Origin of the sequence: Enterobacter cloacae complex sp. P43RS (assembly GCF_014930585.1) — a bacterium.
GTDB classification, from domain to species: domain Bacteria; phylum Pseudomonadota; class Gammaproteobacteria; order Enterobacterales; family Enterobacteriaceae; genus Enterobacter; species Enterobacter bugandensis.
In genome coordinates, this window is sequence record NZ_JADBRJ010000004.1 from 1 (window position 1) to 26,596 (window position 26,596).

The following is a 26,596-nucleotide window of genomic DNA, read 5'->3' on the forward strand; positions in this document are numbered from 1 at the left end:
TGCCTCAGTTGTAAGTGTCTACCATGTCCCCGAACAAGTGTTCACTATGTCCCCGGACCGTACAGTGGGAGAGGGATGGGGTGAGGGCACCAGGCCGCACTCAGTCATCTCTGTTCGTCCAGCTGCAACGCGACATAGAGCAGCAGCCTGTCGTCAAAGTTCCCCAAATCCAGCCCCGTCAGCTCCGAGATCCGGTTTAGCCGGTACTCAAGCGTATTGCGGTGAATAAACAGCGCTTTTGAGGTCGCCAGCGGTTGCACGTTATGGCGAAACCACGCCTGCAGCGTCCGGCGCAGCAACCCATTGTTGTCCATCGCCTTCAGGCGCGCTAATGGCCGCGCCAGCTCATTGGCCTGCCAGCCGCCGCGCAGGCTGTCGAGCAGCACCGGCAGCATCAGATCCTGATAGAAATAACTGCGGCTCTCCGGCATCCGCTGCTTGCCCACCATCATGGTGGTGCGCGCGGTACGCCAGGACCGGGCGATGCTGCCCGGCCCGGTAAAGTAATTGCCCAGGGCAACGCGAAAACGCAACTGGCCGTTCTCCTGCATACGGGAAATCAGCAGTTCCACGCGACGCCGATGATCTTCCGCATCCCAGCGGCCGAACGCATTGAGCGCGGGTTTGAGTACCACCATTTCCGTCAGCGAGACGATCGCCACCAGGTTGTCGCGCTCCGGCGTCGCCAGCGCATTTTGCAGCTGCTGCAGCTCGGCCATCGCGCTGTCTACGCCAAGCTGTCCGCTATCGACCTCAATCACCGCCACCACGCGCGGCTGGTTCAGATCGATCCCCAGACGCTGCGCCCATTCGCTGAGTGCAGGCGTATGTTCTTCCGCCTGAATCAGGTTCATCACCAGCTCTTCACGTAAGCGGCTGTCCTGAGCAAGCAGATGCATCAGACGCGACTGCTCCAGCATCATTTCCGCCGTCATACAGACCAGCTCGCCGTATTTACGCAGGGATTCCGGTTCGCCCGTCAGGCCGATGACGCCAACAATTTCCCCTTCCAGACGCAGCGGCAGGTTGATCCCCTGACGCACGCCGTGCAGGTGTTTCGCTACCGCATCATCGATATCAACCACGCGGCCCTGAGAGAGCACCAGCAGGGCTCCTTCGTGCAATTCCCCAATACGCTCGCGATCGCCGCTGCCAATAATGCGCCCGCGGGCATCCATTACGTTGATATTGGTATCAATGATGCGCATGGTGCGCGCCACGATATCCTGCGCCATTTTGGTATCAAGATGCCAGCCAGCCATGTAACCCTCCTGTGAGCAGAGCTCAAGCATAGGGAAGTTCAGCAGCGACTGCATTGTGCGAATGCACAAAGTGAGAGGGGGAAATATGGAGTTGCGGTAGGCGTCACAGAAACAAGAAAGCCCCTGCGTACAGGGGCTTAAGTGAATTACTGCATCAGCAGGTAAATTGAGGTGTCACCGCGCTGGATATTCAGCGCCAGCACGGACGGTTTGCTATCGAGAATTTTGCGCAGTTCAGCGATGTTTTTCACCGGTTGCTGGTTAGCCCCCATGATCACATCGCCTTTTTTCAGGCCGATACGGGCAGCAGGTGAATTTGCTTTCACGTTGTTCACCACCACGCCTTTGTCCTGGCCCTTGTTACTCATCTCTGCGCCTTCAATTCCGCTGAAGATGGTGCTGGAGTCCACCTGATTCTGGCTGCTCTGCTGCAGCTCCAGGCTTACGTTAACCGGTTTGCCGTCACGCAGCAGGCCAAGGGTCACTTTGCTGCCAATTGGCATCGAGCCCACTTCCGCACGCAGGGCGGCAAAGCTACTGATCGGTTTACCGTTCAGAGAGGTGATCACATCACCCGCTTTAATGCCCGCCTTCGCTGCAGAGGAGTTCGGCATAACCTGGCTGACGAACGCACCGCGCTGCGCATCCACCTTCATCGCTTTCGCCAGCTCGGAGTTCAGCTCGGTACCCATAATACCCAGCTCACCGCGTTTCACCTGGCCGTACTGCACCATCTGAGCAGTCAGGTTTTTCACCATGTTACTCGGGATAGCAAAGCCGATCCCGATGTTGCCGCCGTCCGGTGCCAGAATAGCGGTGTTGATTCCGATCAGCTCGCCGTTCAGGTTCACCAGCGCACCGCCGGAGTTACCACGGTTAATGGCCGCATCTGTCTGGATGAAGTTTTCATAGTTTTCCGCATTCAGGCCGCTACGGCCCAACGCAGAGACGATACCCGAGGTCACGGTTTCACCCAGACCGAACGGGTTACCGATAGCGACGGTGTAATCACCCACGCGCAGCGCGTCGGAGTCGGCAATTTTAATCGCCGTCAGGTTCTTCGGATCCTGAATCTGGATCAACGCGATGTCGGAGCGTGGATCTTTACCCACCACTTTAGCATCGAATTTACGACCATCGCTCAGCTGAACTTTAATGGTGCTGGCGTTATCCACAACGTGGTTGTTGGTGACCACGTAGCCTTTTGCGGCATCAATAATCACACCGGAACCAAGCGCCATGAATTTCTGTTGCTGGCCGCCGCCCTGGCCGTCATCCCCTGCGCCACCGCCCTGACAGAACGGAGAACTCTGGAACGGCGAACCGTCCTGGCAGAACGGTGAATTGTCACCGAAGAACTGCTGGAAGTTACGCGGCATGCGCGGCGTATTGACGGTCGTGCTGCCCTCAACGTTAATACTCACCACCGATGGCATCACTTTTTCGAGCATCGGTGCCAGGCTTGGCATCTGCTGCGCGGTTGCTGCCGACGACGCGGTCTCGGCTGCAGTAGCAGTCAGAGGAGACAGCGCTAAACCTAAACTCAGAGCCAGTGCACTCATTGCTAATGTGGTTTTTTTCATGTTTCTCAATCTCGATTTACAGGTAACGCAAAATTGCTGTGTAACTCAGATTCATTTTATACCGCTTAGTTCCGGCCATAAGTTTATGGAAAAGGTAAAAATTTATTGGCCTTCTTTACAAAACTCCGGAATTATTCCACGGCCATGAGCTTGCGGTATTCATCCCAGGCATACAAATCGGTCATGCCGCTGATATAGTCCTGGATTAGACGGCAGCGATAATAATATTCCATCACCGGCCATTCCAGAGCGTGGCGATCCAGCTTACCCATCGCTTCGACATACGCCAGCCGATGGCGGGTAGAAAGTTTCTGATAAAGCCGGGATTCGATAGGAATTCGCCGCACGCGTTCTTTTTCCACCAGCTCGCTAAACTCCTCGACGGAGAGCTGAAGCAACGGTGAATAAATTTCCAGTAATCCACTGATTACACGGTATCCCTGCAGTTCCAGCTGCTCGACATCAGGATGGCTGAACACATGCCGCATCGCCACATGTTTATAAAGCTCAAGGAGTTGGCTAAAACTGCTGTCATCTTCCAGCAGCGCATGATTGAATTCCCCGCTAAAGATTTGCGGCAAATTATCAATAAAGCGCGAGGCGGCATACGGCACCAGTTTATTTAATGTATTGACCCGCAAATACATAAAGAACTGATCTTCCGTACTGCGGCTCAACGTATTTGAGCGCGATTTTTCCCAGGCATTTTCGACAACCTGCGCAAACAGCGATCCTTTTTCATGGGTTCCCCATGCCGCATAAAGATGCTGATAAAGCTCCTCGACGCTAAATATTCTTTTCTCAACGGCATCTTCCAGGTCAGCCACGCAATAGGAAATATCGTCGGCGGCTTCCATAATCCACGTCAATGGGAATCGGCCGTTTGGCGTCAGGGAAAGTTCTTTACGCAGCCGTTCTATATAGCCCTCTTCGGAAAGGTAATAGCCCGGTTTTTTCATTAAATAGCTGTGGGATGCGGGCGTCTCCCCCATCCACCACGCGGGACGCGTATATTTCAAAATGCAGCCAACCTGCGCCCAGGTCAGGTTCATGCGCATCAGGGAGTGCACCAGCCGGATCCCCTGCGCGTTGCCCTCAAAGTGACAGAGATCCTGGCGCACTTTGCGGCGCAGATCGTTCAGCCCTTCTTCGCCTTCACGCAGGCGTAAATCGCGCACGATGCAGCGGTCATCGCTGAGTGGCTGGCTTGCCGCATCCGACGGATAAAGCCGTTGTTTAAACCAGTCATTAATAGCCGCCTCGCCAAAATGGCCAAAAGGCGGGTTGCCGATGTCATGCATCAGGCAGGCCATCTCAACGATGCTCTCGAAAGGCCCCGTCAGCTCATCCAGGCCATAGGTTTCCAGTAAACGCTGCTCTTTGAGGCGGCTTAAAATCTCTTTGGCAATATAACGCCCGACCTGCTGCACTTCCATGGAGTGGGTTAAGCGCGTGCGCACCGCCGCGTTACGCTCCAGCGGGAATACCTGGGTCTTTTGCTGCAGACGCCGGATGGCGGGCGAGTTAATAATCCTGCCGCGATCGCTTTCGAAGATACGCAGGATCTCATGTTCGCTCTTTTCGCCCTGCGGCGAACGGAAACGACGGTGCCAGTTAATTTTGGTACGAAAATCGATTGGTGACATGTGCTCCCCCGCGTGAGAATGCGTTTCCCCTTAACCGCATGATAGACTATGCCTCTTAACAAGGCACATCGCGAGTAAATCTATGAAAATCGGCATTATTGGTGCAATGGAAGAAGAAGTTACGCTCCTGCGTGACAAAATTGAGAACCGTCAGACCCTCTCTCTCGGGGGTTGTGAGATCTACACCGGACAGCTGAACGGTGTTGAGGTGGCTCTGCTGAAATCAGGCATCGGTAAAGTGGCTGCTGCGCTGGGTGCGACCCTGCTGCTTGAGCGCTGCAAGCCGGACGTCATCATTAACACGGGCTCAGCAGGCGGTCTGGCACCGACGCTGAAAGTGGGCGATATCGTTGTCTCCGACGAAGCGCGTTACCACGATGCTGACGTCACCGCGTTCGGCTACGAATACGGCCAGCTTCCGGGCTGCCCGGCAGGGTTTAAAGCTGACGATAAACTGATAGCGGCGGCTGAAGCCTGCATTGCTGAGCTCAATCTCAACGCGGTACGCGGCCTGATTGTCAGCGGTGATGCGTTCATCAATGGCTCGGTCGGTCTGGCGAAAATACGTCATAACTTCCCGCAGGCGGTTGCCGTAGAGATGGAAGCGACCGCGATTGCGCACGTTTGCCACAATTTCAGCGTACCGTTCGTGGTGGTTCGCGCCATCTCTGACGTGGCAGACCAGCAGTCTCACATCAGCTTCGACGAGTTCCTGGCCGTTGCGGCAAAACAGTCCACCGTGATGGTGGAACGCCTGGTGCAGAACCTGGCGCGTGGCTAAACGGTCTATCAGGGCGCTGGCCGCCCTGCTGCTGCTTACACCGGCGTGGCTGTTCGCCGCGCCGCGTGTGATTACCCTCTCTCCCGCTAATACCGAACTGGCGTTTGCCGCCGGGATCACCCCCGTTGGCGTCAGCAGCTTTTCAGATTACCCCCCACAGGCGGCCGGCATTGAGCAAGTGGCAACCTGGCAAGGGATGAACCTTGAGCGCATTGTAGCGCTTAAGCCGGATCTCGTGCTGGCCTGGCGGGGCGGTAACGCCGAGCGGCAGGTTAACCAGCTCACCTCGCTTGGCATCAAGGTCATGTGGGTTGACGCGGTAAGTATTGAGCAGGTCGCTCAGGCTCTGCGCGCCCTGGCCCCTTATAGCCCTGCGCCTCAAAAAGCCGAGAGTGCGGCGAACCAGATGCTCAGCGACTATGCCGCGCTGAAAGCCCAATACGATACGCCAGCCAAAAAGCGCATCTTCCTGCAGTTCGGCAGCCAGCCGCTGTTTACCACCGGAAAAGGCTCGATTCAGAACCAGGTGCTGGAAGTGTGCGGCGGTGAAAATATCTTTGCTGCCAGCCGGGTACCGTGGCCTCAGGTGAGCCGTGAGCAGGTTCTGGCGCGCCAGCCGCAGGCCATCGTCGTGGTCGGAAATGCGAGCGAGATTCCTAAAATTAAACAATTCTGGCAGAGCCAGCTAAAAATTCCGGTGATCCCACTCAACGGTGACTGGTTTGAACGCGCCAGCCCGCGTATTATCCTCGCCGCAAAACAGCTCTGTGCCGCCCTGGCAGAGGGTCATTAACATACGTTCGAGGATTTAACGATGCTCGTTTATTGGCTGGATATTCTTGGTACAGCCGTTTTTGCTATCTCCGGCGTCCTGCTCGCCGGAAAACTACGCATGGATCCGTTTGGCGTGCTGGTGCTTGGCGTGGTGACCGCCGTTGGCGGCGGGACAATCCGCGATATGGCGCTGGCAAATGGCCCGGTGTTTTGGGTGAAAGATCCTACCGATCTTGTGGTCGCGATGGTCACCTGTCTGTTAACCATTGTGCTGGTTCGCCAGCCCCGCCGATTACCCAAATGGATATTGCCGGTACTGGATGCCGTCGGTCTGGCCGTGTTTGTCGGTATTGGCGTCAATAAGGCGTTTAATGCGGGCACCGGCCCGATGGTGGCGATCTGCATGGGCGTGTTAACCGGCGTGGGCGGCGGCATCATTCGCGACATTCTGGCGCGGGAGGTGCCGATGATCCTGCGTACTGAAATTTACGCAACGGCCTGTATTGCGGGCGGCATTGTCCACGCGACCGCGTACTACACGTTTGCAATTCCGCTGGAAAACGCCGCGATGCTGGGGATGGTCGTGACGCTGGTGATACGTTTAGCGGCGATACGCTGGCACCTGAAGCTGCCGACGTTTGCGCTGGATGAAACTTCAAGATAGGCGTCGTTTATAAGCCCGGAGGCGCTTCGCTTACCGGGCCTACAATCCGCATCCAGGCTTAAATGCTGAACGAAGAACCACACCCGCAGGTGCTTGTTGCGTTCGGGTTGGTCACCACAAAACGCGAACCTTCCAGACCTTCGGTGTAATCCACCGAACCGCCCACCAGATACTGCAGGCTCATCGGGTCAACTACCAGCGCGACGCCTTGCTTCTCGATGGTCATATCGCCGTCGTTCACCTGATCGTCAAAGGTAAAACCGTACTGGAAGCCGCTGCAGCCGCCACCGGTAATATAGACACGCAGTTTCAGATCCGGATTGTCTTCGTCGGCAATCAGGGTTTTCACTTTGTTGGCTGCTGCTTCGGTAAATTCCAGCGGCACAGCTACGTCATCACTCATCTTATGCTCCCATGAATACTGCTATTGGGTAAAATTCACCCAATTCTTTTCGTCATTATCTAATACCCTGGTAATTCATTCAAGTATTCTGCGTGGCGGCCCGCTCCGCCTCTTGTTTTGCCAGGGTACGCGCGAGGATGGTGGAGTATAGCGGTTTTCCACCCAGGAATTGGGCTAATAGTGTCGCGCCGAGACAGGTAATGATCATTGGCAAAATGAGCTGGTAATTATCCGTCATCTCCAGCACCAGCACGATGCCGGTTAACGGCGCGCGCAGGGATGCGGCCAGCAGCGCCCCCATCCCGGCTACCGCAAAGGTCCCTGCATCAAGGTGATAGGCGGGAAAGCCCGCTTCAGCCGCCATACCAAATGCGGTGCCCAACAAGGTTCCCAGCGCCAGCATCGGGGCGAAAATCCCGCCGGGCGCGCCGGAGGAGAAGCACAGTACCGTCGTAATGACCCTGGAGAAAAACATAAACAGCAGCAAACCCACGCTGAAATTTCCGGCTGCGGCAATGGGAATCAGCCCGAAACCGCCGCCCGCGGCATTCGGTTCGATAAAGCCGAGCACGCCACAAATGCCGCCCAGCAGGCCGCCCATCAGCACCCATTTCGTGGTATTGCCGCCGTGAACGCGCTGGAACATATCCTGAGCGCGTAAGATAAAGGTGTTAAACAGCGGGCCCACCACACCAAAAATCATGCCGAGGATCAGGTATAGCCACAGGGTGTTAACCGGTGCGTTGGTCAGTTTACCGACTTCAATCACCGCCCCTTCGCCATTAAAGATGCGAAAGACGATGCTCGACATAATGACGCCGGTAAAGACCGCTTTAATGGAGATCAGGTTGTAGCGGAACTGCGCGCGCATCTCTTCGATGATGAACAAAATACCGGCCAGCGGCGCGTTAAACGCCGCAGAAAGCCCCGCCGCTGCACCGGTGGCCAGCAGCGTATGGCGCGCCTCGGCGCTGCGCATGCGGAACAGATCGCCCACCATGCGGCCGACGTTCCCCCCAAGCTGCACCGTTGGCCCTTCCCGGCCGAGCACCATCCCTGCGCCCAGCGTCCCCATGCCGCCAATAAACTTAACCGGGATCACCCGCCACCAGCGCACCGGGCGCAGCTCCTCCAGCGCGCCTTCAATTTCCGGGATGCCAGACCCGCCCGCCTCCGGGGCGAATTTACGCACCAGAAAATACCCCACCATGGCAAACAGCGCAGACAGGCCGAATGCCGCTACCCAGACCAGCCATTCGCGATCGGCAAAACCGGCTACGGTACCCACTCGCCAGTTGAGTACGGCATTAACCGCTTTTTCAAACGCCACGCCAACCAGCCCTGCAAGGGTACCCACCACCGCAGCAGCAAGCAGGATCGCCAGCGGCGTTTTATCGCGATTAAGCAGCCGCCGAATGCTGATTCGGTGCTGGGCGCGCGTAAACTGTTGTTCTTCAAAAGACGGGGAATCTGATTTCATGTCCTGTTCTTATTCGTCATACAAAAAGCCGCGAAGATTTTACCAGAGACCTTCCCTGCGACGCCTGAAAAATACTTAACAAATCTTAAAGCATTAACAGGCTAAAAATTTCATAACCTTCTGCGGATCACTTAGAATAGTGTGCTTAATCATTTTATACGAACCAGGAACGACGCCATGAGCAAGTCTGAAAACCTCTACAGTGCAGCCCGCGAGCTAATCCCCGGTGGCGTGAACTCGCCAGTACGCGCCTTTACCGGCGTGGGCGGCACGCCGCTGTTTATTGAACGTGCTGACGGCGCGTATCTGTATGATGTCGATGGCAAAGCCTATATCGATTACGTCGGTTCCTGGGGGCCGATGGTTCTCGGACATAACCATCCCGCCATTCGTAACGCGGTCATCGAAGCCGCGCAGCGCGGCCTGAGCTTCGGTGCGCCGACCGAGATGGAAGTGAAAATGGCGGAGCTGGTTACCGAACTGGTGCCGACCATGGACATGGTGCGTATGGTGAACTCCGGTACCGAAGCCACCATGAGCGCCATCCGTCTGGCGCGCGGCTTTACCGGTCGCGACAAAATCATCAAATTCGAAGGCTGCTACCACGGCCATGCAGACTGCCTGCTGGTGAAAGCGGGCTCCGGCGCGCTGACCCTCGGCCAGCCAAACTCGCCTGGCGTACCTGCTGATTTCGCGAAGCACACCCTGACCTGCACCTATAACGATCTGAACACCGTTCGCGCGGCGTTCGAGCAGTATCCGCAGGAGATCGCCTGCATTATCGTTGAACCGGTTGCGGGCAATATGAACTGCATCCCGCCGCAGCCTGACTTCCTGCCGGGCCTGCGCGCGCTGTGCGATGAGTTCGGCGCGCTGCTGATCATCGATGAAGTGATGACCGGCTTCCGCGTGGCACTGGCGGGCGCCCAGTCTTATTATGAGGTTGAGCCGGACCTGACCTGCCTCGGCAAAATCATCGGCGGCGGCATGCCGGTCGGTGCTTTCGGCGGTCGTAAGGACGTGATGGAAGCCCTGGCACCAACCGGCCCGGTTTACCAGGCGGGCACGCTCTCCGGTAACCCAATTGCCATGGCTGCGGGCTTCGCCTGTCTGACCGAAGTGGCGCAGCCGGGTATTCATGAAACCCTGACGGACCGCACCACGCAGCTGGCAAACGGTCTGCTGGAAGCCGCAGAAGAAGCGGGAATTCCGCTGGTTGTTAACCACGTGGGCGGCATGTTCGGGATTTTCTTCACCGATGCGAAAACCGTGACCCGCTATCAGGACGTGGTGAAGTGCGACGTTGAGCGTTTCAAGCGCTTCTTCCACCTGATGCTGGAAGAAGGCGTGTACCTGGCACCGTCCGCATTCGAAGCGGGCTTTATGTCCGTGGCGCACAGCGAAGAAGATATCAATAACACCATCGACGCGGCGCGTAAGGTGTTTGCGAAGCTTTAAGGGCATTGCCGGGTGGCGCTAACGCTTACCCGGCCTACGATGTTCTCCCTCTCCCCGTGGGAGAGGGTATCAGGCCGCACCTGACTACCGACTCTGCTTTCTCAACAGATAGATAAAGTAAGGCGCACCGATAAAGGTCGACAACAGGCCCGCCGGGATCTGATACGGGAACAGCACCATCCTTCCACACCAGTCGGCAAACACCAGAATGGCCCCGCCCGTCAGGGCCGACATCACAATATGTGGCATCGTCCGTCGGAAACCCATCATTCTGGCGATATGCGGCGCCATCAACCCTACAAAGCTTAGTGGACCGATGGTCATAGTGGCGGTTGCCGTCAGACACGCCGCCAGCAGAAGAAGCGCGACGCGCGTTGGCGTCAGCGCTAAGCCAACCGCACGCGCGGTTTCGCCCCCCAGCGGCAGAATGGTCATCCAGCGACGGCACAGCGGTACCATCGCCAGCAGCACGATCATAACGCTTCCTGACCAGGCAACCTGGCTGGCGGTGGCGTTGTACGTTGAGCCGGAAATCCAGGTCAGGATCTTCGCCATGCGCGGATCGCCGCTCGCCTGCAGCATCATCAGCAGCATAGTAAAGGCGGTGCTGAGCGCCATACCAGCCAACAGCATGCGGTGCGGAGAAAATCCGCCGCGGCCAGAGGCAACCAGAATAATCATCAGCGTGGCCGCCGCACCGATACTCCCGGCAGGCATCAGCCAGCCAAACGCATTGCCCGGCACCAGGAAGAGCATCAGCACCACGCCAAAGGCCGCGCCGGAGCTGATCCCCAGCACTTCAGGGCTTGCCATCGGGTTACCGGTCAGACGCTGAATAATACAGCCCGCCACCGCCAGCATCACCCCGGCAATCAGCGCGGAGAGAATACGCGGCCAGCGCCACTGCAGCAGTTCGTTGAGTAAGTCACCCGTTGCCCAGTGCCAGCCTGCGGCATCGCGCCCAAACGCGAGGGCGGCAAACGAGGCGATAAGCAACACCGCCAGACCGGCAAGGCTGAACCACAGCACCGACTGACGTTCAGCGTAGACCTTATCACCCGCGTCCATCGCTGGAGCGCTGATGCTGCGCAGGCGCGGGAGCAGCCACAGCAGCAGCGGCGCCCCAATAAGCGCCGTTGCCGACCCGGTAGACACTTCCATCCAGACGCGCGCCAGCCAGAGAATGATCTGATCGGAAAGCCAGAGGATCAGCGCCCCGATCAGCGGCGCCAGCAGCAGACGTGCCAGAAGGCGACGCGCCCCGAGCATTTTCGCCAGCAGCGGCGCAAAGAGGCCGATAAACCCGATGATGCCAACCGCGTTAACCAGCAGAGCGCTTAACACAATCGCCAGCGTGAGCGCCGCCAGACGAGCCAGCGACAGCGCCAGCCCCAGGTTGCGCGCCACGCCATCATCCAGCCCCATCAGCGTCAGCGGGCGCAGCAGCAGCAGCGTGAGCACCACGCCGCCAAACAATTGTGGCCACAGGCGCTGGACGATACTCCAGTCGGTCTGGGTGAGCGTGCCGGTGCTCCACATAAACATGCTTTGCAGCTGGTCGTGGTGAAACAGCACCAGAAGCTGGTTGATCGCGCCGCAGTAGAGGCTGACGACCAGCCCGGCGAGGATCAGCGTGACCGGCGAGAGACGTTTTCCCCAGGCCACGCCAAAGACCAGCGCGCCCACGACGCAGGCACCTGCCAGCGCGGCAAACTGCGAGGTTAATGCCCCCGGCAGGGTCCAGAGGGTGGTGATGGTGATCCCCAGCTGTGCCCCCGTCGCCACGCCCAGCGTGGTTGGCTCCGCCAGCGGGTTACGCAGCACCTGCTGGAACAGCACGCCCACCAGCCCCAGCCCCGCCCCGACCAGCAGGGAGATGCTAAGACGCGGCAGCAGGCTGTAGTGGAACAACATCTGCTGAATATTGTCGATATCCGGAGCGGCAAACGCGGCCGCCCACTGCTCGCGCGGCAGTGCCGTGGAGAGGTTGAACCCGGTTAGCGCCAGCGCCGCCAGAAAAATCAGCCCCAGCAGCAGCGCCGGGAAACGGGCAATACGCGTACTCATGCTTTGCCCCCCATCACGTTGTCCAGCACGCGGGCAAAGTGCATTGCCGACAGCGTCGCGCCGTAAAACCATACCGCAGGGGCGCGCAGGAAGCGCTGCTCGCGCACGAACGGCATCGCCTGCCAGAGCGGGGTCGCCATCAGGGTTTGCATTTCACGCTCGTTGCCGTGGTCAAAGCACAGCACGTCGACGTCGCGAAACGCCGCCAGGCGGTCGATGCCCACGGCGGTGCTTCCCCAGAAAGTCATCTCGCCTTCCCAGGCGTTGCGAATGCCGAAGTTGTCGAGCACTTCCTGGAACAGGCAGTTCTTTCCAAAGACCAGCATATGGCGGGCATCCAGCAGCGTCACCATCAGCAAAGGCCGATCGCCACGGCGGGCAAAGCGCGGCTTAAGAGACTCAATCAGCGCGTCAAACTCATCGAGATGCCGTTTTGCTTCCGCTTCCCGGTTGAGGAACTGGGCCATCTCATGGATGGAATTTTTTGCCATGGTCAGCGGCTTTTTACCGTCGCTAAAGGAAAAGCCTCGTCCCGGCGCAATCTTCGCCATGATCTCTTCCGACGGGCCATACCCCGCAGACCAGAACAAATAAGACGGTTTCATCTGCGTGAGAAGCTCAAGGTTTGGCTCCGTGCGCAGACCGATGTCGATGACCGAGTCCGGCAGTTTTGGCTCATTCACCCACAGGGTGTAGTTGGGAATGTCGGCCACGCCGTAGGGCGTGATACCCAGGGCCATCATCAGCTCGACGGGTAACCACTCCAGCGCCACGATGCGGTGCGGATCGATAGCGGCGGCGCGGGCCGGGGCCATCTTCAACAGCAGCGGCGAGAGCGCCATGGCCGTCAGCAGGCGACGGCGGCTAATGTATGTTGAATCCAGCATCAGTAGACAAAGCTCACGGGAGCTGCCCCGGCAGGGTGAGGCAAAATACCCATCGGAATACCGTAAATATGTTCCAGCGTTTCGCTGCGCATCAGCTCAGACGGCGTGCCCTGAGCGATCATTTCACCGCCGCGCAGCGCGACGAGGTAGTCACAGTAGCGCGCCGCCATGTTGATATCGTGCAGGACAGCGATCACCGTCAGGCCGCGCTGCTGGCTTAAGCGATGCACCAGCGCCAGCACGTCGACCTGATGGGCGATATCCAGCGCAGAGGTCGGTTCATCCAGCAGCAGGCAGCGGCTGTCCTGCGCCACCAGCATCGCAATCCACGCCCGCTGACGTTCACCGCCGGACAGACTATCCACCAGGCGATGCGCCAGCGGTTTTAGCCCTACCAGCGCAATCGCCTCTTCTACTTTCTCCCGGTCGGCGACGCCGAAGCGGCCAAGCGCCCCGTGCCACGGATAGCGGCCAATCGCTACCAGCTCACGCACCGTCATCCCTTCCGCCTGCGGCAGCTGCTGCGGCAAGTAGGCCACCTTGCGGGCAAAGGCTTTACTGCTCCAGCCCTCCAGCGGCCGATCGTCCAGCAGAATATCCCCTTCAGAAGGTGGCTGGTGGCGTCCCAGCATCTTGAGCAGCGTGGATTTACCGGAACCGTTGTGGCCAATCAGGCCCGTCACTTTACCGGCAGGAAACGTCAGAGAGAGCGGATGCAGCAGAGTGCGCCCGGGTACGCGAAAGGAGAGATTATTGAGCGTAAAGGTGGTGTCGGATTGCGTTTTATTATCCTGCATGTCAGCCAACTTAAATAAAAAGGGCACGGCGAACCGTGCCCATAAAGAGGTTAGAAGCGGAAGGTCGCGGTGGCGACAACCTGGCGTTCAGCACCCCAGAAGCAACCGTAGGTGTTGAAGCAGCTGGCAACGTACTCACGATCGAACAGGTTGTTCACGTGAAGCGCGACGTTTGATCCGGCCATGCCTACACGCGCCAGATCGTATCTGACCAGTGCATCAACCAGTGTATAGCTTCCAACAGTGAAGCTATTCGCCGGGTCACCTTTGCTGGAGCCGGTATAACGCACACCGGTACCCAGCGTCAGGCCAGAAAGTGGGCCGTCAAACATCGTGTAATCACCCCACAGGGATGCCATATGTTTTGGCACCTGCGCCGGCGTGTTGCCTTTGTAGTTGGTGTCGGTGGTGTATTCCGCATCGGTATAGGTATAAGAACCGACAACGTTCACGCTGGCAGATAACGCCGCTTTGGCTTCCAGCTCTACGCCACGGGCGCGGATCTCGCCGCCTTCAACGGAGAAGGGTGAGCCAGTTGGGTCAGCCATCAGGTTGTTGGTTTTGGTCAGCTGATACACTGCACCGGTGATCACGATCGGACGATCGTTAGGCACGTATTTCACGCCCGCTTCGTACTGTTTGCCTTTAGACGGTGAGAATGGTTTACCTTGAGCGTCGGTCAGGGAAGCCGGTTCAAAGGATTCGCTGTAGCTGAAATAAGGAGTTACCCCGTTGTCGAACAGGTAGTTAACGCCGCCACGCCAGGTGAACTGAGTATCATCACGCTTGGCGGTGGTATTTAATACGCGGTTGTAGGACTCCTGATCGGCCCAATCGTAACGGCCGCCCAGTGTCACCAGCACTTTATCCCATTCGATCTGATCCTGAGCGTAAACGCCGGTCTGCTTCTGCTTGTTCAGCACCTGGTAAGCACCAGATGGTCCAGGGTGTGAACCGAAATCGAAATCGCCACGATCGAGATCGTAAATATCGGATGGCGCAACGGAGCCGGCATAGCCGAACCAGGAGTTAATGTCATTACGCATGCGCATGAAATCAACGCCTGTCAACAGAGTATGGTCGAGAGCCCCCGTCGCGAACTTGCTCTGAAGCTGCGTATCAACGGTGAAGTTTTGCAGCTTCTCGTCATCGATCACATACTGGCGAGTCAGCGTATGCCCCCATTGTGACTGAGGAATGCTCGCGCAAGGGCTGGATGCCGGATTACTCGAATAGAGCGGATCGGAACACATGCCGTAGCCGTAAACGCTGTTTTGCGAGGTTTTGTTCTCGGCAAAGCGCAGATTCTGACGCACGGTGAAAGTATCGTTGAATTCGTGGTCGAAGCTGTATCCCACCATTTTCTGGTTACGGGAATAGGTGTTGTTCTTCGCGCCTTCATTGAAGTTAGTCGGCAGACGATCGCCGTTTGGCAGCGGGTCAACCGTCCCCTCTTTTGGCAGCCAGCCGTAGTAGCCCGTTTCAGGCTCGTTCTGGAAGTAGGAGAGGAACGTGAAGGTGGTTTTGTCATCCGGACGCCAGGAGAAGGATGGCGCGATGGCATAACGCTGCTCGCCCTTATCTTCCTGCTGCGAATTGTTCGAGCGCGCAACGCCCGTCAGGCGGTATGAATAGACACCGTCATCGTCGATCGCATCGCTGAAGTCAAAGCCTGTCTGGAACAGGCTGTCGGTACCCACTTTAAACTGGATCTCTTTCAGCGGCTCGGTTGTTGGGCGCTTACTTACCATGTTCAGCAGGCCGCCTGGGCTGCTTTTACCGTACAGAACGGAAACCGGACCGCGCATGATTTCGGCGCGCTCCAGCATGTACGGGTCAATTACCGCGTCGTTGTAGAAGTTCCCCTGCATTTTCATGCCGTCGAGGTAGTTGTTTTGGCTCTGGCCATCGGCCGCGAAACCGCGAATAACCAGGTAGTCGTAAGTATTGGAAGCACCACGGGTGCCTACTGCAACCCCCGGGGTATAGCTCAGAGCTTCTTTAACGGAACGTGGCTGATGCAGCGCCATCTCTTCGGCCGTTACCACAGAAATAGACTGTGGAACCTTTTGAATTGGGGTGTCTGTTTTGGTACCGGTCGCAGATTGGCGAGCGGCGATAGTCGCAGCAGGTCCCCAGGCACTTTCCTGTGCAGCAGGTGCAGCGGTAACGGTAATAGTATCTTCTTTTTTCGGGGTTTCGGCAGCGTGAGCAAATGCAGACATGCCGGCAACCGCTGTGGCTACGACAACCGCGACTTTACGCAGCGACGTGTTAATTGGCTGAGCAGTATTGGAAAGCGCCATGTTTATCTCTGATGGAAAAGTGAATGATAACGTAAACGAGAATTATTATTATGACCGCAGAATAATATGCGAAACGCTGGTTGCATAGCAAGCAGTAAGCGGCCCTACAAGATTTAAGGGTTTAAGAATTAACCAGATGAAAAGAGAGGGTTAACGAAGTTAGTGAAATGATCCTTAGCCCGCCAGAGCGGGCAGGATGAATCAACGGTAAAAGAGCTCGAACGTCGCGACAGAATCGACTTTGCCGGCTTTTATCTCCCCCGTCCTGACGTAGCGAGCCTTGAGTGGGATCTCGACAGGAACGTTGTCCTGCGTGCCGGTTATCGCCGTATAGTTCCGATCGAACTGCAGTACCGTATCATTCTGGTCAAGGATCTGAATGCCGACGCCTTCAGCGGCGGAATCTCCGGAGGCGATCCCCAAAATATTGCCGTTCGTGACGCCCGTTGATCCCGCGCTGGTAAACTGATAATCCACCTTTGTGCCTGCCGCGCAGTCGGTGATCTCAATCTTAAAGCTGCCGTCCGTGAGGATGTCAGAGTATTGGCCGCTAAAGTCCTGGGTATTGACCGTTTTCAGCGGCACATAGATGTTGCGATCGACCAGGTTACAGGTGTTTGTGGTGATGCGAATAGTGGTGGGAGAGAAGCGCATTTCACCGATCGGCGCGTTGCCCAGGATATCCATTGAGGTTAACCGTGAGGTATCAAGATCGCCCTCCTGGATAGCGCCCGTGACGACCAGCTGGGCAGCGGCGCGAAATACAGATGTACTTTGCGAATAACCGTGGATCGATCCCAGAAATTGCATGGGCCGGACTAAATCCTGTTCAGTGTAACCGGGAAGCCGTTCGGTCGACGACGCCGCGCGGATGCCAATACCAGGCACATTGGTCTGATAAACCCCGCTCATCACACCTTCGCGCGCATCCGCATCCGTGAGGTACAAATACCCGCGTCGAATTTGCGCGTCACCGCTACAATCCACCGTTACCGCTTTACTCTCGACTCTGGCGTCATAAAGCACGGTGCCGACGGGCGTGTCGGGGGCGACAATAATGACCGGGGGAAGCTGAAACGTCACCACGGCATCCGCGTCAGCGCTGCCGTTGAAGGTACAATCTGCCCGGGCTGAATGGCAAAATGCCCCCGCCAGCACAAGCAGTACCGGTGGCAGAAATGTGTTAACGATACGTCGTAGGTTCATGAGATACCTCAGTTAAGGCAGTTGACCGTGGCTTTCACGATCCCTGCCGCGCTGTGCGAGGGAAGATCCAGCGTCCCGTGACACTGCCGATCGCGCTCTTCTCCCCACTGCACGCTAAACGTTGTTTTGCCGGACAGCCCTGTCAGGTAAACCTCCCCATCATCGCCCACGATGGCCGTGGTGTTGTCCAGCGCCACCAGGGCACCAAACGGCACGGGCTTACCCGCGTAGAGCAAGGTCACCAGCGCGCGTCGTCCCACGCGCGCGTCGAACGTGGCCGGCACTGCCGCCCCTTTCGTCGGCACGAGATCCAGCGTTGCCGCGTCGATATCAATATCTTCCCGATCCTGCGTATTCACGGTGATGATGTTGTGCCGGTAGGCCGTCAGAGAAGGAACAATCGCGTTACCAAAACGGTCCGTCGTGATACCGCGCCCATTTTGCACTTTGACGTTATCACCATCTTTAATGTGCACAATGGCGAAGGCGTCGCGTACGGGTTGCCCCAGCGTCACGCCATGCTCGTGAGCAACGATTGACCCCTGAGCGCTGTAGTTCCACTGCCGATTGTTACCACCGTAGCTGTACCCCATCCCTACCTCACCGGAAGCCCCGCGATAACGCCCGGACAGGCTGCCGCCGTAGCCCGTATCCTGGTTGGCATAGGTCTGCTGGAGGTTGTAGCTCAGCTTATTGTCTTCCAGCGCGGTACCGCCAAGCCCAACCTGATGCGAGACAAATCCGCCACTGGAGGTATTGGCACTGTAGGTTGCCCAGGAATTCGGCAGCCACTTTGATAACGGAATGTTGACCGTCAACGCCATTTGCCGGTCGGTATCGGCATCTGGCGTGCGGGTCAGGTTGTAACTTATCGACCAGGTGATGTCGCGCCAGCTGGAGCTGAACCCCGCGCTGACGCTACGCTCATGGCCGTCCATATCCCAGTAGTCCTGCTGATAGCCGTTGAGATAGGCCGAGCCCCAGTCAGAAACCCGCTGGGAAAGGTTGAGCTGCATGCGGCTACGGCGGTTATTAGTTCTGCGGTAGGTATAAATGCCGTCATCGATTTCGCTGTCACGCTGATCGATAGCTTCCTGAAAGGTATAGAACCCCGATGTGGAGTAGCGATAGCTGGCAAGCGTAATGGTGGTATCCGTGTCGGGAATATCTTTTGAATACTGCGCCCGCCAGGATAAACCGCTGGCATCGTCACGCCCGTCATCAAACGCGGTACGCGCGGCCGTGAGGTCGACAGAGGCGGAGCCGAAATGCCCCAGATCGGCTCCGAGCCCCAGCAGCAGCGCGTGATAAAGTGATGAACCCAGCGCGCCGGTATACGCCGTGACGCCGTAAGGCAGACCATAGATGGCCGTGCCTTGCGCAAAGGTGGGTTCGTCTTCACCTTCATTACCGCGATAGCGCCCTGCGGCCAGCGAATACTTAAAGCCGCCTTCCCGCTGTAACACCGGCACCGACGCGCTGGCCTGGATGAAGCTATGCTCGCTGCCGTCCGCCTCTTCGACAGTCACTTCCAGATCGGCTCCGGATGTTACCTGGCTTAAATCGCGGATCTCAAACGGCCCCGGCGAGACGTTTGTCTGATAGATGGTGTAGCCGTTTTGCTTGATAGTGACTTTCGCATCGCTATTGGCAATACCGCGCACGACGGGCGCAAAGCCCTGCTGACTAACAGGCAGCATAGAAGTATCCGTTTCCAGCTTCACGCCGGTCATCTGGACGCTGTCAAAAAGTTCACCATTGGTATATGTCTGACCAATCTCAAGCTGGCTTTTCAGCGTTTTGATGTCGCGTTGTAACGTGCTGGCAATGCCCTCCCAGCCAGAAGCGTCGCTCCAGGTGCTGTTATTCCGCAGCCGCCACGCCCCAAGGTTAATCCCCGACTCCAGGCCAAGCCAGGTCGAAGAGGTTTTGCCCGAACTGTAGTGCTGCTGAGAACCGCTGAGTTGATAGCTTGTCCAGGCGGCAGGCGCGCCGTCATCCCAGAATTTTGGATGTATCGCGCCAGCGGCAGCATGGTCACGATACGCCTGCGGGATGACCAGCTTCAGGGTCTGGTCATCCTGATTGTATTCGTAACGGGCATTTTCAATGAAATGGGAGATATCGCGGACATAAGCGCCGTCATCCAGATCTTTTAAGTCCGGGATCGTGTCGACTTTTACGCCGTAATCGCGCAGATCCGCTTTCGTCAGCTCCGGCAGCAGGCGCTGTTTATCGTCAGACAGCACGAAAGCGATGGGACGTTTATCCACTACATCCCGATCCCACATAACAGTCGTAAGGTAGCTTCCGGCAAGTAGCCCGTTATCGTTAATGAAGTTTTTTAATGTAGAGGTATTTTCGAGGGGCGTATCCAGCTCAAGGATCCGCAGGTTAAATTCGTCATCAGCACTTGCAGGCTGGATCGCGGCGAGCAGCGTCAGCGCGATCCCGTACAGTACCTGTTTGTGAAGCAGAGATGACGACATAAAATACCAACATGATGATTTAAAGAGCCTGCTTGCGCTGCGGGGTTTGCCCACCGAAATCATTGATTGCCGTCCAGGTCACCGCGCCCTTTGCTGAATTCGGTAACGCGAAACGCTGCTCGCTGAACGGAGCCACCATCATTGAAATGGCGCCTGGCGTGGTTTTGGTCTCTTTCACCGGAACACTTTTCCCACCAACGGCCAGCTCGCCAAACGAGACGTAAAACGGGGTCGGGTTGTTTGCAATTAGCGTGTCGCCCTGACGCTGGAATGTGATTTTTGTGTAGGCTTCCAGGGCATCGCTTTCCTTCAGCTGAGCCGGACGCCAGAAAAGCTTCAGGCGCGTTTTCATCGCAAATTGCAGCGTGTTTTTCTCTTTCAGCTCCGGCGAGAGTGCCGATACGGATTTAACGTTTGCCAGAAACAGAGATTCCCGGTCTGCGGGCAGGCTTTTTTGATCGCCGGTAAAAATAACGTGCAAAAGGGTTTGACGATTTTCCTGCAATTTGTAAACAGGAGGAGTAATAATAAATGGCGCTTTCGCATCATTGGGGTAACTGACCCAGCTTTGCACCAGATAACGTGTATGCGGATCTTTATTTTTAAGTGCTATCTGAACTTCTGATTTATTCGATGGATAAATAATTCGCGTACCACCGAGAACAACACTTGCCTGTACTGAACAGCAGGAAATAATTAAACAACCACATAACAATTTAAATAAAGTCTTCATACAATGTTCCAAAAAGGCAGCCGTTCAGGCTGCCCGTCATTGCTTAGCGATAGACAACCTCGAATGTTGCAGAGGAGGAGTAATGGCCCGCGGTTGGCGCGGTATCCCCCACCTGAATCACTTTCGCGGTGTAGTTAAAGACAGAAGCCGTTGCCCCGGTCGCGTCGTTATTCACATCGGTACCCGTATCCGGTACTGAACCGTCGAAAACAACATCGCCTTTAGCGCCGTTCTCATTGCTGACGATGATGCCAACGTTGGTCGCATTGCCTGCGCCAGTCAGATCGTTCTTCAAGCGCTTGTTAGCGGCGTCTGTTGTCGTGCCGCTAAACTTGAGGTTCAGTTTAGCGACCAGCGGGTCACATTTTTTCACTTCAATCTTAAAGGCTTTTGAGGTGCCAACCGTACCGTCAGCGCCAAAATCCGAAGGATAGGTATCTGCGAAAGTGACGGTGGAAGTGTTAGTCCCTGTGCCATCAACGTTAATTTCACAGGTATCGGCAACAATTTTTCCGGCGAAGTTCACCGTACCGGAATCGTTTGATGCAAATACAGGCAGAGACAGCGCGGCCATAACGCTTCCGGCTAAAAATGTAGAGACAATTTTTTTGTTCATGAAAAATATCCTTATATTTGACAATTGTGGCATCCATTCGCACTACAAATATTTTGAGTCGAAATGTTATCCAGCATGTTACACATGACTGACTAAATAGGAATATCCTATGAGCCAGTGAATTTCTTATGGCGATTACATCAGATTATTCTTCATTGTGTCCAGAGAGGATAAAGTTACGCAACATGTAGAAGATTTCAAATGCATGTTTTAGATGCAAAAAATGAGAACTTAAAAATTCTAAATTAGATATTTAATTTTTTTAAAAATTGCAGGATGTAAAAAACAAAAAAGCCGCTTTATATTAAAGCGGCTTTTTATTCAGGGAATTAATTAATTCCCACCAAACATATCCTTGATCCAGCCGGCCACGCCATCACTGTCTTTCTTCTCGTTCTGCTGCTGGGCCGGTTGTTGCTGCGGCTGCTGCGGCTGAGAAGATTGATCGAACGGGTTGCCCGTTGGCTGTTCAGGCTGGCTCTGCTGGCACAGTGAGTCCGGGTTGGTCGTCCAGACCGGGAGGGTTCGCATCCCGCCGCCGCAGATAAAGTTCCCGGAACCATCCACGCCCATATCGACGATATCTTCCGGCGCGACCAGGTTCAGCGGCACAGGTGACTGGTTCGCCAGGTAGCGCTGGTAAATCGACATCGCCCCGCTCGCCCCGTAAAGTTTGGTCGGCTGGTTGTTGTCACGGCCTACCCAGGTAATCACCACTTCACGGCCATCAATACCGGCAAACCAGGTATCGACGTTGTTGTTGGTGGTCCCGGTTTTACCCGCCAGATGCAGACCAGGATACTTCGCCCCCAGCTGACGACCGGTACCGCGCTGCACAACCTGCTGCATCGTCCACAGCGTCATGTAGGCCGCCTGAGCAGGAACGGCACGTTCAGCCTGCGGGAAGCTCTGATACAGCACGGAGCCATCTTCGGCAATCACCGAACGCAGGGCAGAGAGCGGTGCGCGGTTACCCCCGCTGGCAATGGTCTGGAACGCCTGCGCCACTTCGATCGGCGTCAGGTTAAGCGCCCCCAGAATCATCGCCGGAACAGGGTGCAGCTGATCTTTCGGTACGCCCAGCTTCTGCCAGGTGTCGACAATGGCCGGCAGGCCCAGCGCCATACCGAGGTTAACCGTAGGTACGTTCATGGAGCGGGTTAACGCATCCACCAGCATCACCTGGCCGCTGAACTGTTTATCATCGTTCTGCGGTGACCAGACCTGGCCGTTAGGCTGACGCAGGGAGATTGGCGCATCGGCGATCCAGGTGTTCAGGCGATACAAATTCGGCTGGCTCAGCGCGGTGAGATAGGTCGCCGGTTTAGCCAGAGAGCCAATCGAACGACGCGCCTGCATCGCGCGGTTGTAGCCCGCATACTGCGGCTCTGCGCCGCCCACCATCGCGCGCACTTCGCCGGTGTTACGGTCAACCACCACCATCGCGGTTTCCAGATCGCTCAGCTTGCGCTGTTTCTTCAGCGCCGGAATGCCTTCCACCGCCGCTTTTTCTGCAGCGTCCTGGGCTACCGAGTCAAAGGTTGTGAAGATCTTCACGCCGGAGAGATCTTTGACCTTATCACCGAGCTTGCTTTGCAGCTCCTGGCGCACCATCTGCATGAAAGCAGGCTGCGGAGAGATCACCCCACCGCGCGGCTGCACGCCCAACGGACGTGCGCTAAGCATGTCGTATAATTCCTGGTCAATCACCTGCTGCTGTTGCAGCAGACGCAGTACCAGGTTACGACGCTCCAGCGCCAGTTTCGGGTTGCGCCACGGGTTATAAATGGACGCCCCTTTCACCATGCCCACCAGCAGCGCCTGCTGGTCAAGGCTGAGCTCTTCCACCGGACGGCCAAAGTAGTACAGGCTCGCCAGCGGGAAGCCGCGGATCTCGTTATCGCCGCTCTGGCCGAGGTACACCTCGTTCATGTACAGCTCAAGGATACGATCCTTGCTGTAGCGCGCATCCATCAGCACGGCCATGTAGGCTTCGTTGGCTTTACGCCAGTAAGAACGCTCGCTGGAGAGGAACAGGTTCTTCACCAGCTGCTGGGTAAGCGTACTCGCCCCCTGCACGGTACGACCCGCAGTCAGGTTCGCCAGCACCGCACGGCCGATGGAGTAGAGACTGATACCGTCGTGCTCGTAGAAATGGCGGTCTTCGGTTGCCAGCAGGGTATCCACCAGCAGATCCGGGAAGCCGTTACGCGCCACGAACAGGCGCTGTTCGCCATTGGCGGACGAGAGCATGGTGATCAGACGCGGATCAAGACGGAAGAAACCGAACTGGCGGTTATTGTCCATGTTCTCAATGGTTTCCAGCCGATCGCCGTCAAAAGTCAGACGCGCGCGCACCTGCCCCTCTTTGCTGTCCGGGAAGTCGAACGGGCGGCGGATCATCTCAATGCTCTTCGCCTGGACGGTAAATTCGCCCGGGCGGGTCATTTTCGTGACCTGACGATACTGCGTAGCTTGCAGCAGTTTCACCATCTCGTTCTTGCTGATGGACATGTCCGGCTCAAGGTTCACCATGCGACCATACACTGCCGCCGGCAATTGCCAGACTTTCCCGTCGATACGGCTGCGGATCTTCTGATCCAGATAAACGCCGTAAATCGCGATCAGCACAACAAAAACAATGAACAGCTTCAGCAGCAGCCAGAACCAGCCGCGCTTCCCACGAGGCTTACGCCCTTTGCCTTTTCCTTTACGCGGCATGGGTTCTTCATCCTCATAATCGTCTTCATAGTCATCGTCATACTCCTCATCTCTGAGGCGACGACGGCTTACCTTTTCTTTCGCCGGACGCGCGGGTTTTCCCTTACGTCCTATTGGCTCGCGGTCATTCCCCGCCATGCTTTTTCTCCGCAACTTTCAGGCGCAAAGGCCAGATTTTCTTTTCTTCCACAGGCCTGTGAAAGAAGAAATCTCTCAAAATTGGTTTTCTCCCTCTCTCCGTGGGAGAGGGTCGGGGTGAGGGCATCAGGCCGCACTTGCCCCACTACGAATATTTCTTCGTCCGCCGCGTCGGCGCCGTATTCGCCGGATCGTCCGGCCATACGTGTTTGGGGTAGCGCCCTTTCATCTCTTTCTGCACTTCACGGTAGCTCCCCGCCCAGAACGCTCCCAGATCGCGGGTGATCTGCAACGGACGATGCGCAGGCGAGAGCAGCTCAAGCACCAACGGCACCCGCCCTTCCGCAATAGACGGCGTGGTTGCCTCACCAAACATCTCCTGCATCCGAACCGCCAGCGCCGGAGGATTATCCTCATGATAACGAATGGCAATCCGGCTCCCGGTGGGCACAGTGTAATGCCCAGGAAGCTCACTATCCAGACGTTGACGTAATGACCAGTCCAGTAAATTCTGTAACGCGGTCTTAACATCAAGCGCCTTAAGGGCGCGCAGAGAGTGCACGCCGCTCATTTGCGGCAGCAGCCACTGCTCAAGCGTCGCGAGCAGCGTCTCATCATCCACCGCGGGCCAGCCGTATTCCGGTAGCCACTTCGCGGCGCAGTGCAGACGAATGCGATACTGTTCAGCTTCCGGCGTCCAGTTCAGGACGTTAAGGCCCTTTTCCCGAATGCCGTTCAGCATTGCCTGGTGTAACTCTTCTTCCGACGGCTTCGCCAGCGGTTTCGTCCCGAGGATCAGTTTGCCAATCTGACTACGCCGAAACGCCTTTAGCGTCCCCTGAGCGTCATCCCATTCCACGATGTCCGATTGCTGGAGCAGCTGCGGGCAGGTACGCGTCAGGGCATCTATGTCTACGGCAATCGCCTGTAAAATACGGGCATCAGGAGACTGGCTGCCCTGAAGCAGGAGCGGCGCGAGCAGCCATTCATGTCGCGTCAGGGCATCATCGCTGTCCAGCATCGCCCCCATGCCGTTTGCCAGCTGGTAGCGTCCATCCAGCCCGCGGCGGCGCGCAATCCTGTCCGGGAAGGCCAGCGCCAGAAGGGAGGCAATCTTATCGCCGTCAGGTGAACCGCCCCGGCAGTTCAGGCGTTTGCACAGCTGCTGCGCCCGCTGCTGCCAGTTTCCCTGATTGCGCGAAAACGCCTGCCCCAGATCGCTGCTGCCTCCGCGCGGCGGCTCCTCAAGAATAGCCGCCAGTTTCGCCGCTGTGGCAATTTCATCTTCGCCCTGCGCGGCCACTAGCATCGCCGCCAGACGCGGATCGTTGCCCAGCGCCGCCATTTTCTGACCGCGCGCCGTCAGACGTTCACCTTCCAGCGCGCCAAGCTGGGTGAGCAGGCTGCGCGCGGCGGCGAGATTCACGACAGGCGGCGGATTAAGCCAGGTGAGCTGTTCAGGATCCGGGCAGCCCCACAGCAGGAGATCCATCACCAGCCCGGAGAGCTCGCTTTGTAAAATCTCCGGCGTGCTTTGCTGTGCCGCGCGTTCAGCCTGCTCCGCGCTGGTCAAATGCAGGCAAATACCCGGCTCAAGACGCCCCGCACGGCCCGCGCGCTGCACCATTGACGCCTGACTGATGCGTTGTGTCAGCAGTTTAGTCAGCCCGGTTCGCGGCTCAAAGCTCGCCACCCTCTCCTGCGCGCTATCCACCACCAGGCGAATGCCTTCGATGGTCAAACTGGTTTCGGCAATGTTGGTTGCCAGGACGACTTTACGCTGCCCCGCCGGGGCGGGAAGGATGGCTTTACGCTGTTCGGTCAACGACAGGGCGCCATAGAGCGGGCAAAGCAGTACGTCACTGCCCACCCTGGCGGCCAGCCGCTCCTGCACGCGCTGAATCTCCCCCACGCCAGGTAAAAATAGCAGCAGCGAGCCGGGCGCCTGGCGAAGCAGGTCAGCAGTGGCAATTGCTACCGCTTCGTCAAAGCGCTGATGGGCAGGAAGCGGCTGATAGCGACGCTCAACAGGAAATGCCCGTCCTTCTGAGCTGATGACCGGCGCATCGGGTAATGCCTGTCGTAGCCGCTCGTTATCCAGCGTCGCCGACATAATCAGCAGCCGCAGATCGTCGCGCAGCCCCTGCTGAACGTCGAGCAACAGCGCGAGGGCCAGATCGGCCTGCAGGCTGCGCTCGTGGAATTCATCCAGGATCACCAGCCCGACGCCGTTCAACTCCGGGTCGTTTTGCAGCATGCGGGTAAGAATGCCCTCGGTGACCACCTCAAGCCGCGTGGACGGGCCGACGCAGGTTTCGGCGCGCATCCGGTAGCCTACCGTTTCGCCCGGTTTTTCATTCAGCAGTTCCGCCAGGCGCTGCGCCACGTTGCGCGCGGCCAGCCTGCGCGGCTCCAGCAGGATAATTTTCCCGGCAATCTTCCCCTCTTTAAGGATCTGCAGCGGCAGCCAGGTAGATTTACCAGCCCCCGTAGGCGCGTTAAGCAAAACCTGCGGGGCATGTTGTAAGGCAGCGAGAAGCTCAGGAAGAACGACGGCGACCGGCAATGAGGACACTAACAGCTCC

Annotated in this window: 19 protein-coding genes; 4 read left to right on the forward strand and 15 right to left on the reverse strand. The window is 57.1% G+C overall.

Features of this window, described 5'->3' with window-relative positions; all coding sequences use genetic code 11:
* Positions 1-104: 104 nt before the first annotated feature.
* The 3 genes from cdaR to dgt all read right to left on the reverse strand — a co-directional run bounded on the left by cdaR (position 105) and on the right by dgt (position 4,491).
* Positions 105-1,262 (reverse strand): DNA-binding transcriptional regulator CdaR, encoded by a 1,158-nt coding sequence (gene cdaR / locus IM294_RS09315; RefSeq protein ID WP_032644978.1) that lies wholly within the window; start codon positions 1,260-1,262, stop codon positions 105-107.
* 146 nt (positions 1,263-1,408) lie between these two features.
* Positions 1,409-2,845 (reverse strand): serine endoprotease DegP, encoded by a 1,437-nt coding sequence (gene degP / locus IM294_RS09320; protein ID WP_028015572.1) that lies wholly within the window; start codon positions 2,843-2,845, stop codon positions 1,409-1,411.
* Between the two features lie 131 nt (positions 2,846-2,976).
* Positions 2,977-4,491 carry a dGTPase gene (dgt, locus tag IM294_RS09325; protein ID WP_049137784.1) on the reverse strand — a complete coding sequence of 505 codons (1,515 nt, stop codon included), beginning with the start codon at positions 4,489-4,491 and terminating at the stop codon, positions 2,977-2,979.
* Positions 4,492-4,573: 82 nt separating this feature from the next.
* Between dgt and mtnN the strand changes: the two genes are divergently transcribed.
* The 3 genes from mtnN to IM294_RS09340 are packed head-to-tail and all read left to right on the forward strand — an operon-like array spanning position 4,574 to position 6,710.
* Positions 4,574-5,272, forward strand: coding sequence for a 5'-methylthioadenosine/S-adenosylhomocysteine nucleosidase (gene mtnN / locus IM294_RS09330; protein ID WP_028015570.1), 699 nt, complete (start codon positions 4,574-4,576; stop codon positions 5,270-5,272).
* Entirely contained in the window at positions 5,265-6,065 is an 801-nt protein-coding gene (gene btuF / locus IM294_RS09335; RefSeq protein ID WP_126817801.1) for a vitamin B12 ABC transporter substrate-binding protein BtuF, read from the forward strand. Before mtnN ends, btuF begins: the two co-directional genes overlap by 8 nt.
* A 21-nt stretch (positions 6,066-6,086) precedes the next feature.
* A complete protein-coding gene (locus IM294_RS09340; protein WP_023616579.1) occupies positions 6,087-6,710 on the forward strand; it encodes a TRIC cation channel family protein in 624 nt (207 codons plus the stop codon).
* A gap of 58 nt (positions 6,711-6,768) precedes the next feature.
* Here the strand turns inward: IM294_RS09340 and erpA are convergent, their stop codons facing one another.
* Both erpA and clcA read right to left on the reverse strand, forming a co-directional pair.
* Positions 6,769-7,113 (reverse strand): iron-sulfur cluster insertion protein ErpA, encoded by a 345-nt coding sequence (gene erpA / locus IM294_RS09345; protein ID WP_008501923.1) that lies wholly within the window; start codon positions 7,111-7,113, stop codon positions 6,769-6,771.
* 79 nt (positions 7,114-7,192) lie between these two features.
* Positions 7,193-8,593 (reverse strand): H(+)/Cl(-) exchange transporter ClcA, encoded by a 1,401-nt coding sequence (gene clcA / locus IM294_RS09350; RefSeq protein WP_041911200.1) that lies wholly within the window; start codon positions 8,591-8,593, stop codon positions 7,193-7,195.
* 177 nt (positions 8,594-8,770) lie between these two features.
* Between clcA and hemL the strand changes: the two genes are divergently transcribed.
* Positions 8,771-10,051, forward strand: a complete 1,281-nt coding sequence (gene hemL, locus IM294_RS09355; RefSeq protein WP_041911201.1) for a glutamate-1-semialdehyde 2,1-aminomutase — start codon at positions 8,771-8,773, stop codon at positions 10,049-10,051.
* Positions 10,052-10,135: 84 nt separating this feature from the next.
* Here hemL and fhuB read toward each other — a convergent pair whose 3' ends face one another.
* The 10 genes from fhuB to hrpB form a co-directional block, all read right to left on the reverse strand.
* Complete coding sequence (gene fhuB / locus IM294_RS09360; RefSeq protein ID WP_126817802.1) at positions 10,136-12,118, reverse strand: Fe(3+)-hydroxamate ABC transporter permease FhuB; 1,983 nt, start codon at positions 12,116-12,118, stop codon at positions 10,136-10,138.
* Positions 12,115-13,005, reverse strand: a complete 891-nt coding sequence (gene fhuD, locus IM294_RS09365; protein ID WP_126817804.1) for a Fe(3+)-hydroxamate ABC transporter substrate-binding protein FhuD — start codon at positions 13,003-13,005, stop codon at positions 12,115-12,117. Before fhuD ends, fhuB begins: the two co-directional genes overlap by 4 nt.
* Positions 13,005-13,802: a Fe3+-hydroxamate ABC transporter ATP-binding protein FhuC gene (gene fhuC, locus IM294_RS09370; protein WP_028015563.1), complete on the reverse strand. Its 798-nt coding sequence runs from the start codon at positions 13,800-13,802 to the stop codon at positions 13,005-13,007. The genes fhuD and fhuC overlap by 1 nt, the downstream gene beginning before the upstream one ends.
* Before the next feature lie 50 nt (positions 13,803-13,852).
* A complete protein-coding gene (gene fhuA / locus IM294_RS09375; RefSeq protein ID WP_045259489.1) occupies positions 13,853-16,108 on the reverse strand; it encodes a ferrichrome porin FhuA in 2,256 nt (751 codons plus the stop codon).
* Between the two features lie 201 nt (positions 16,109-16,309).
* Positions 16,310-17,314 (reverse strand): fimbrial protein, encoded by a 1,005-nt coding sequence (locus IM294_RS09380; RefSeq protein WP_126817806.1) that lies wholly within the window; start codon positions 17,312-17,314, stop codon positions 16,310-16,312.
* Between the two features lie 8 nt (positions 17,315-17,322).
* Positions 17,323-19,803 carry a fimbria/pilus outer membrane usher protein gene (locus IM294_RS09385; RefSeq protein ID WP_126817808.1) on the reverse strand — a complete coding sequence of 827 codons (2,481 nt, stop codon included), beginning with the start codon at positions 19,801-19,803 and terminating at the stop codon, positions 17,323-17,325.
* A 19-nt stretch (positions 19,804-19,822) separates the two neighbouring features.
* Positions 19,823-20,536, reverse strand: coding sequence for a molecular chaperone (locus tag IM294_RS09390; protein ID WP_126817810.1), 714 nt, complete (start codon positions 20,534-20,536; stop codon positions 19,823-19,825).
* Positions 20,537-20,579: 43 nt separating this feature from the next.
* Entirely contained in the window at positions 20,580-21,152 is a 573-nt protein-coding gene (locus tag IM294_RS09395) for a fimbrial protein (protein WP_126817811.1), read from the reverse strand.
* 333 nt (positions 21,153-21,485) lie between these two features.
* The gene (mrcB, locus tag IM294_RS09400) at positions 21,486-24,011 is read right to left on the reverse strand and encodes a bifunctional glycosyl transferase/transpeptidase (RefSeq protein WP_045631651.1); all 2,526 of its coding nucleotides are present in this window, start codon (positions 24,009-24,011) and stop codon (positions 21,486-21,488) included.
* Between the two features lie 145 nt (positions 24,012-24,156).
* Complete coding sequence (gene hrpB / locus IM294_RS09405; protein WP_126817813.1) at positions 24,157-26,586, reverse strand: ATP-dependent helicase HrpB; 2,430 nt, start codon at positions 26,584-26,586, stop codon at positions 24,157-24,159.
* Positions 26,587-26,596: the final 10 nt, after the last annotated feature.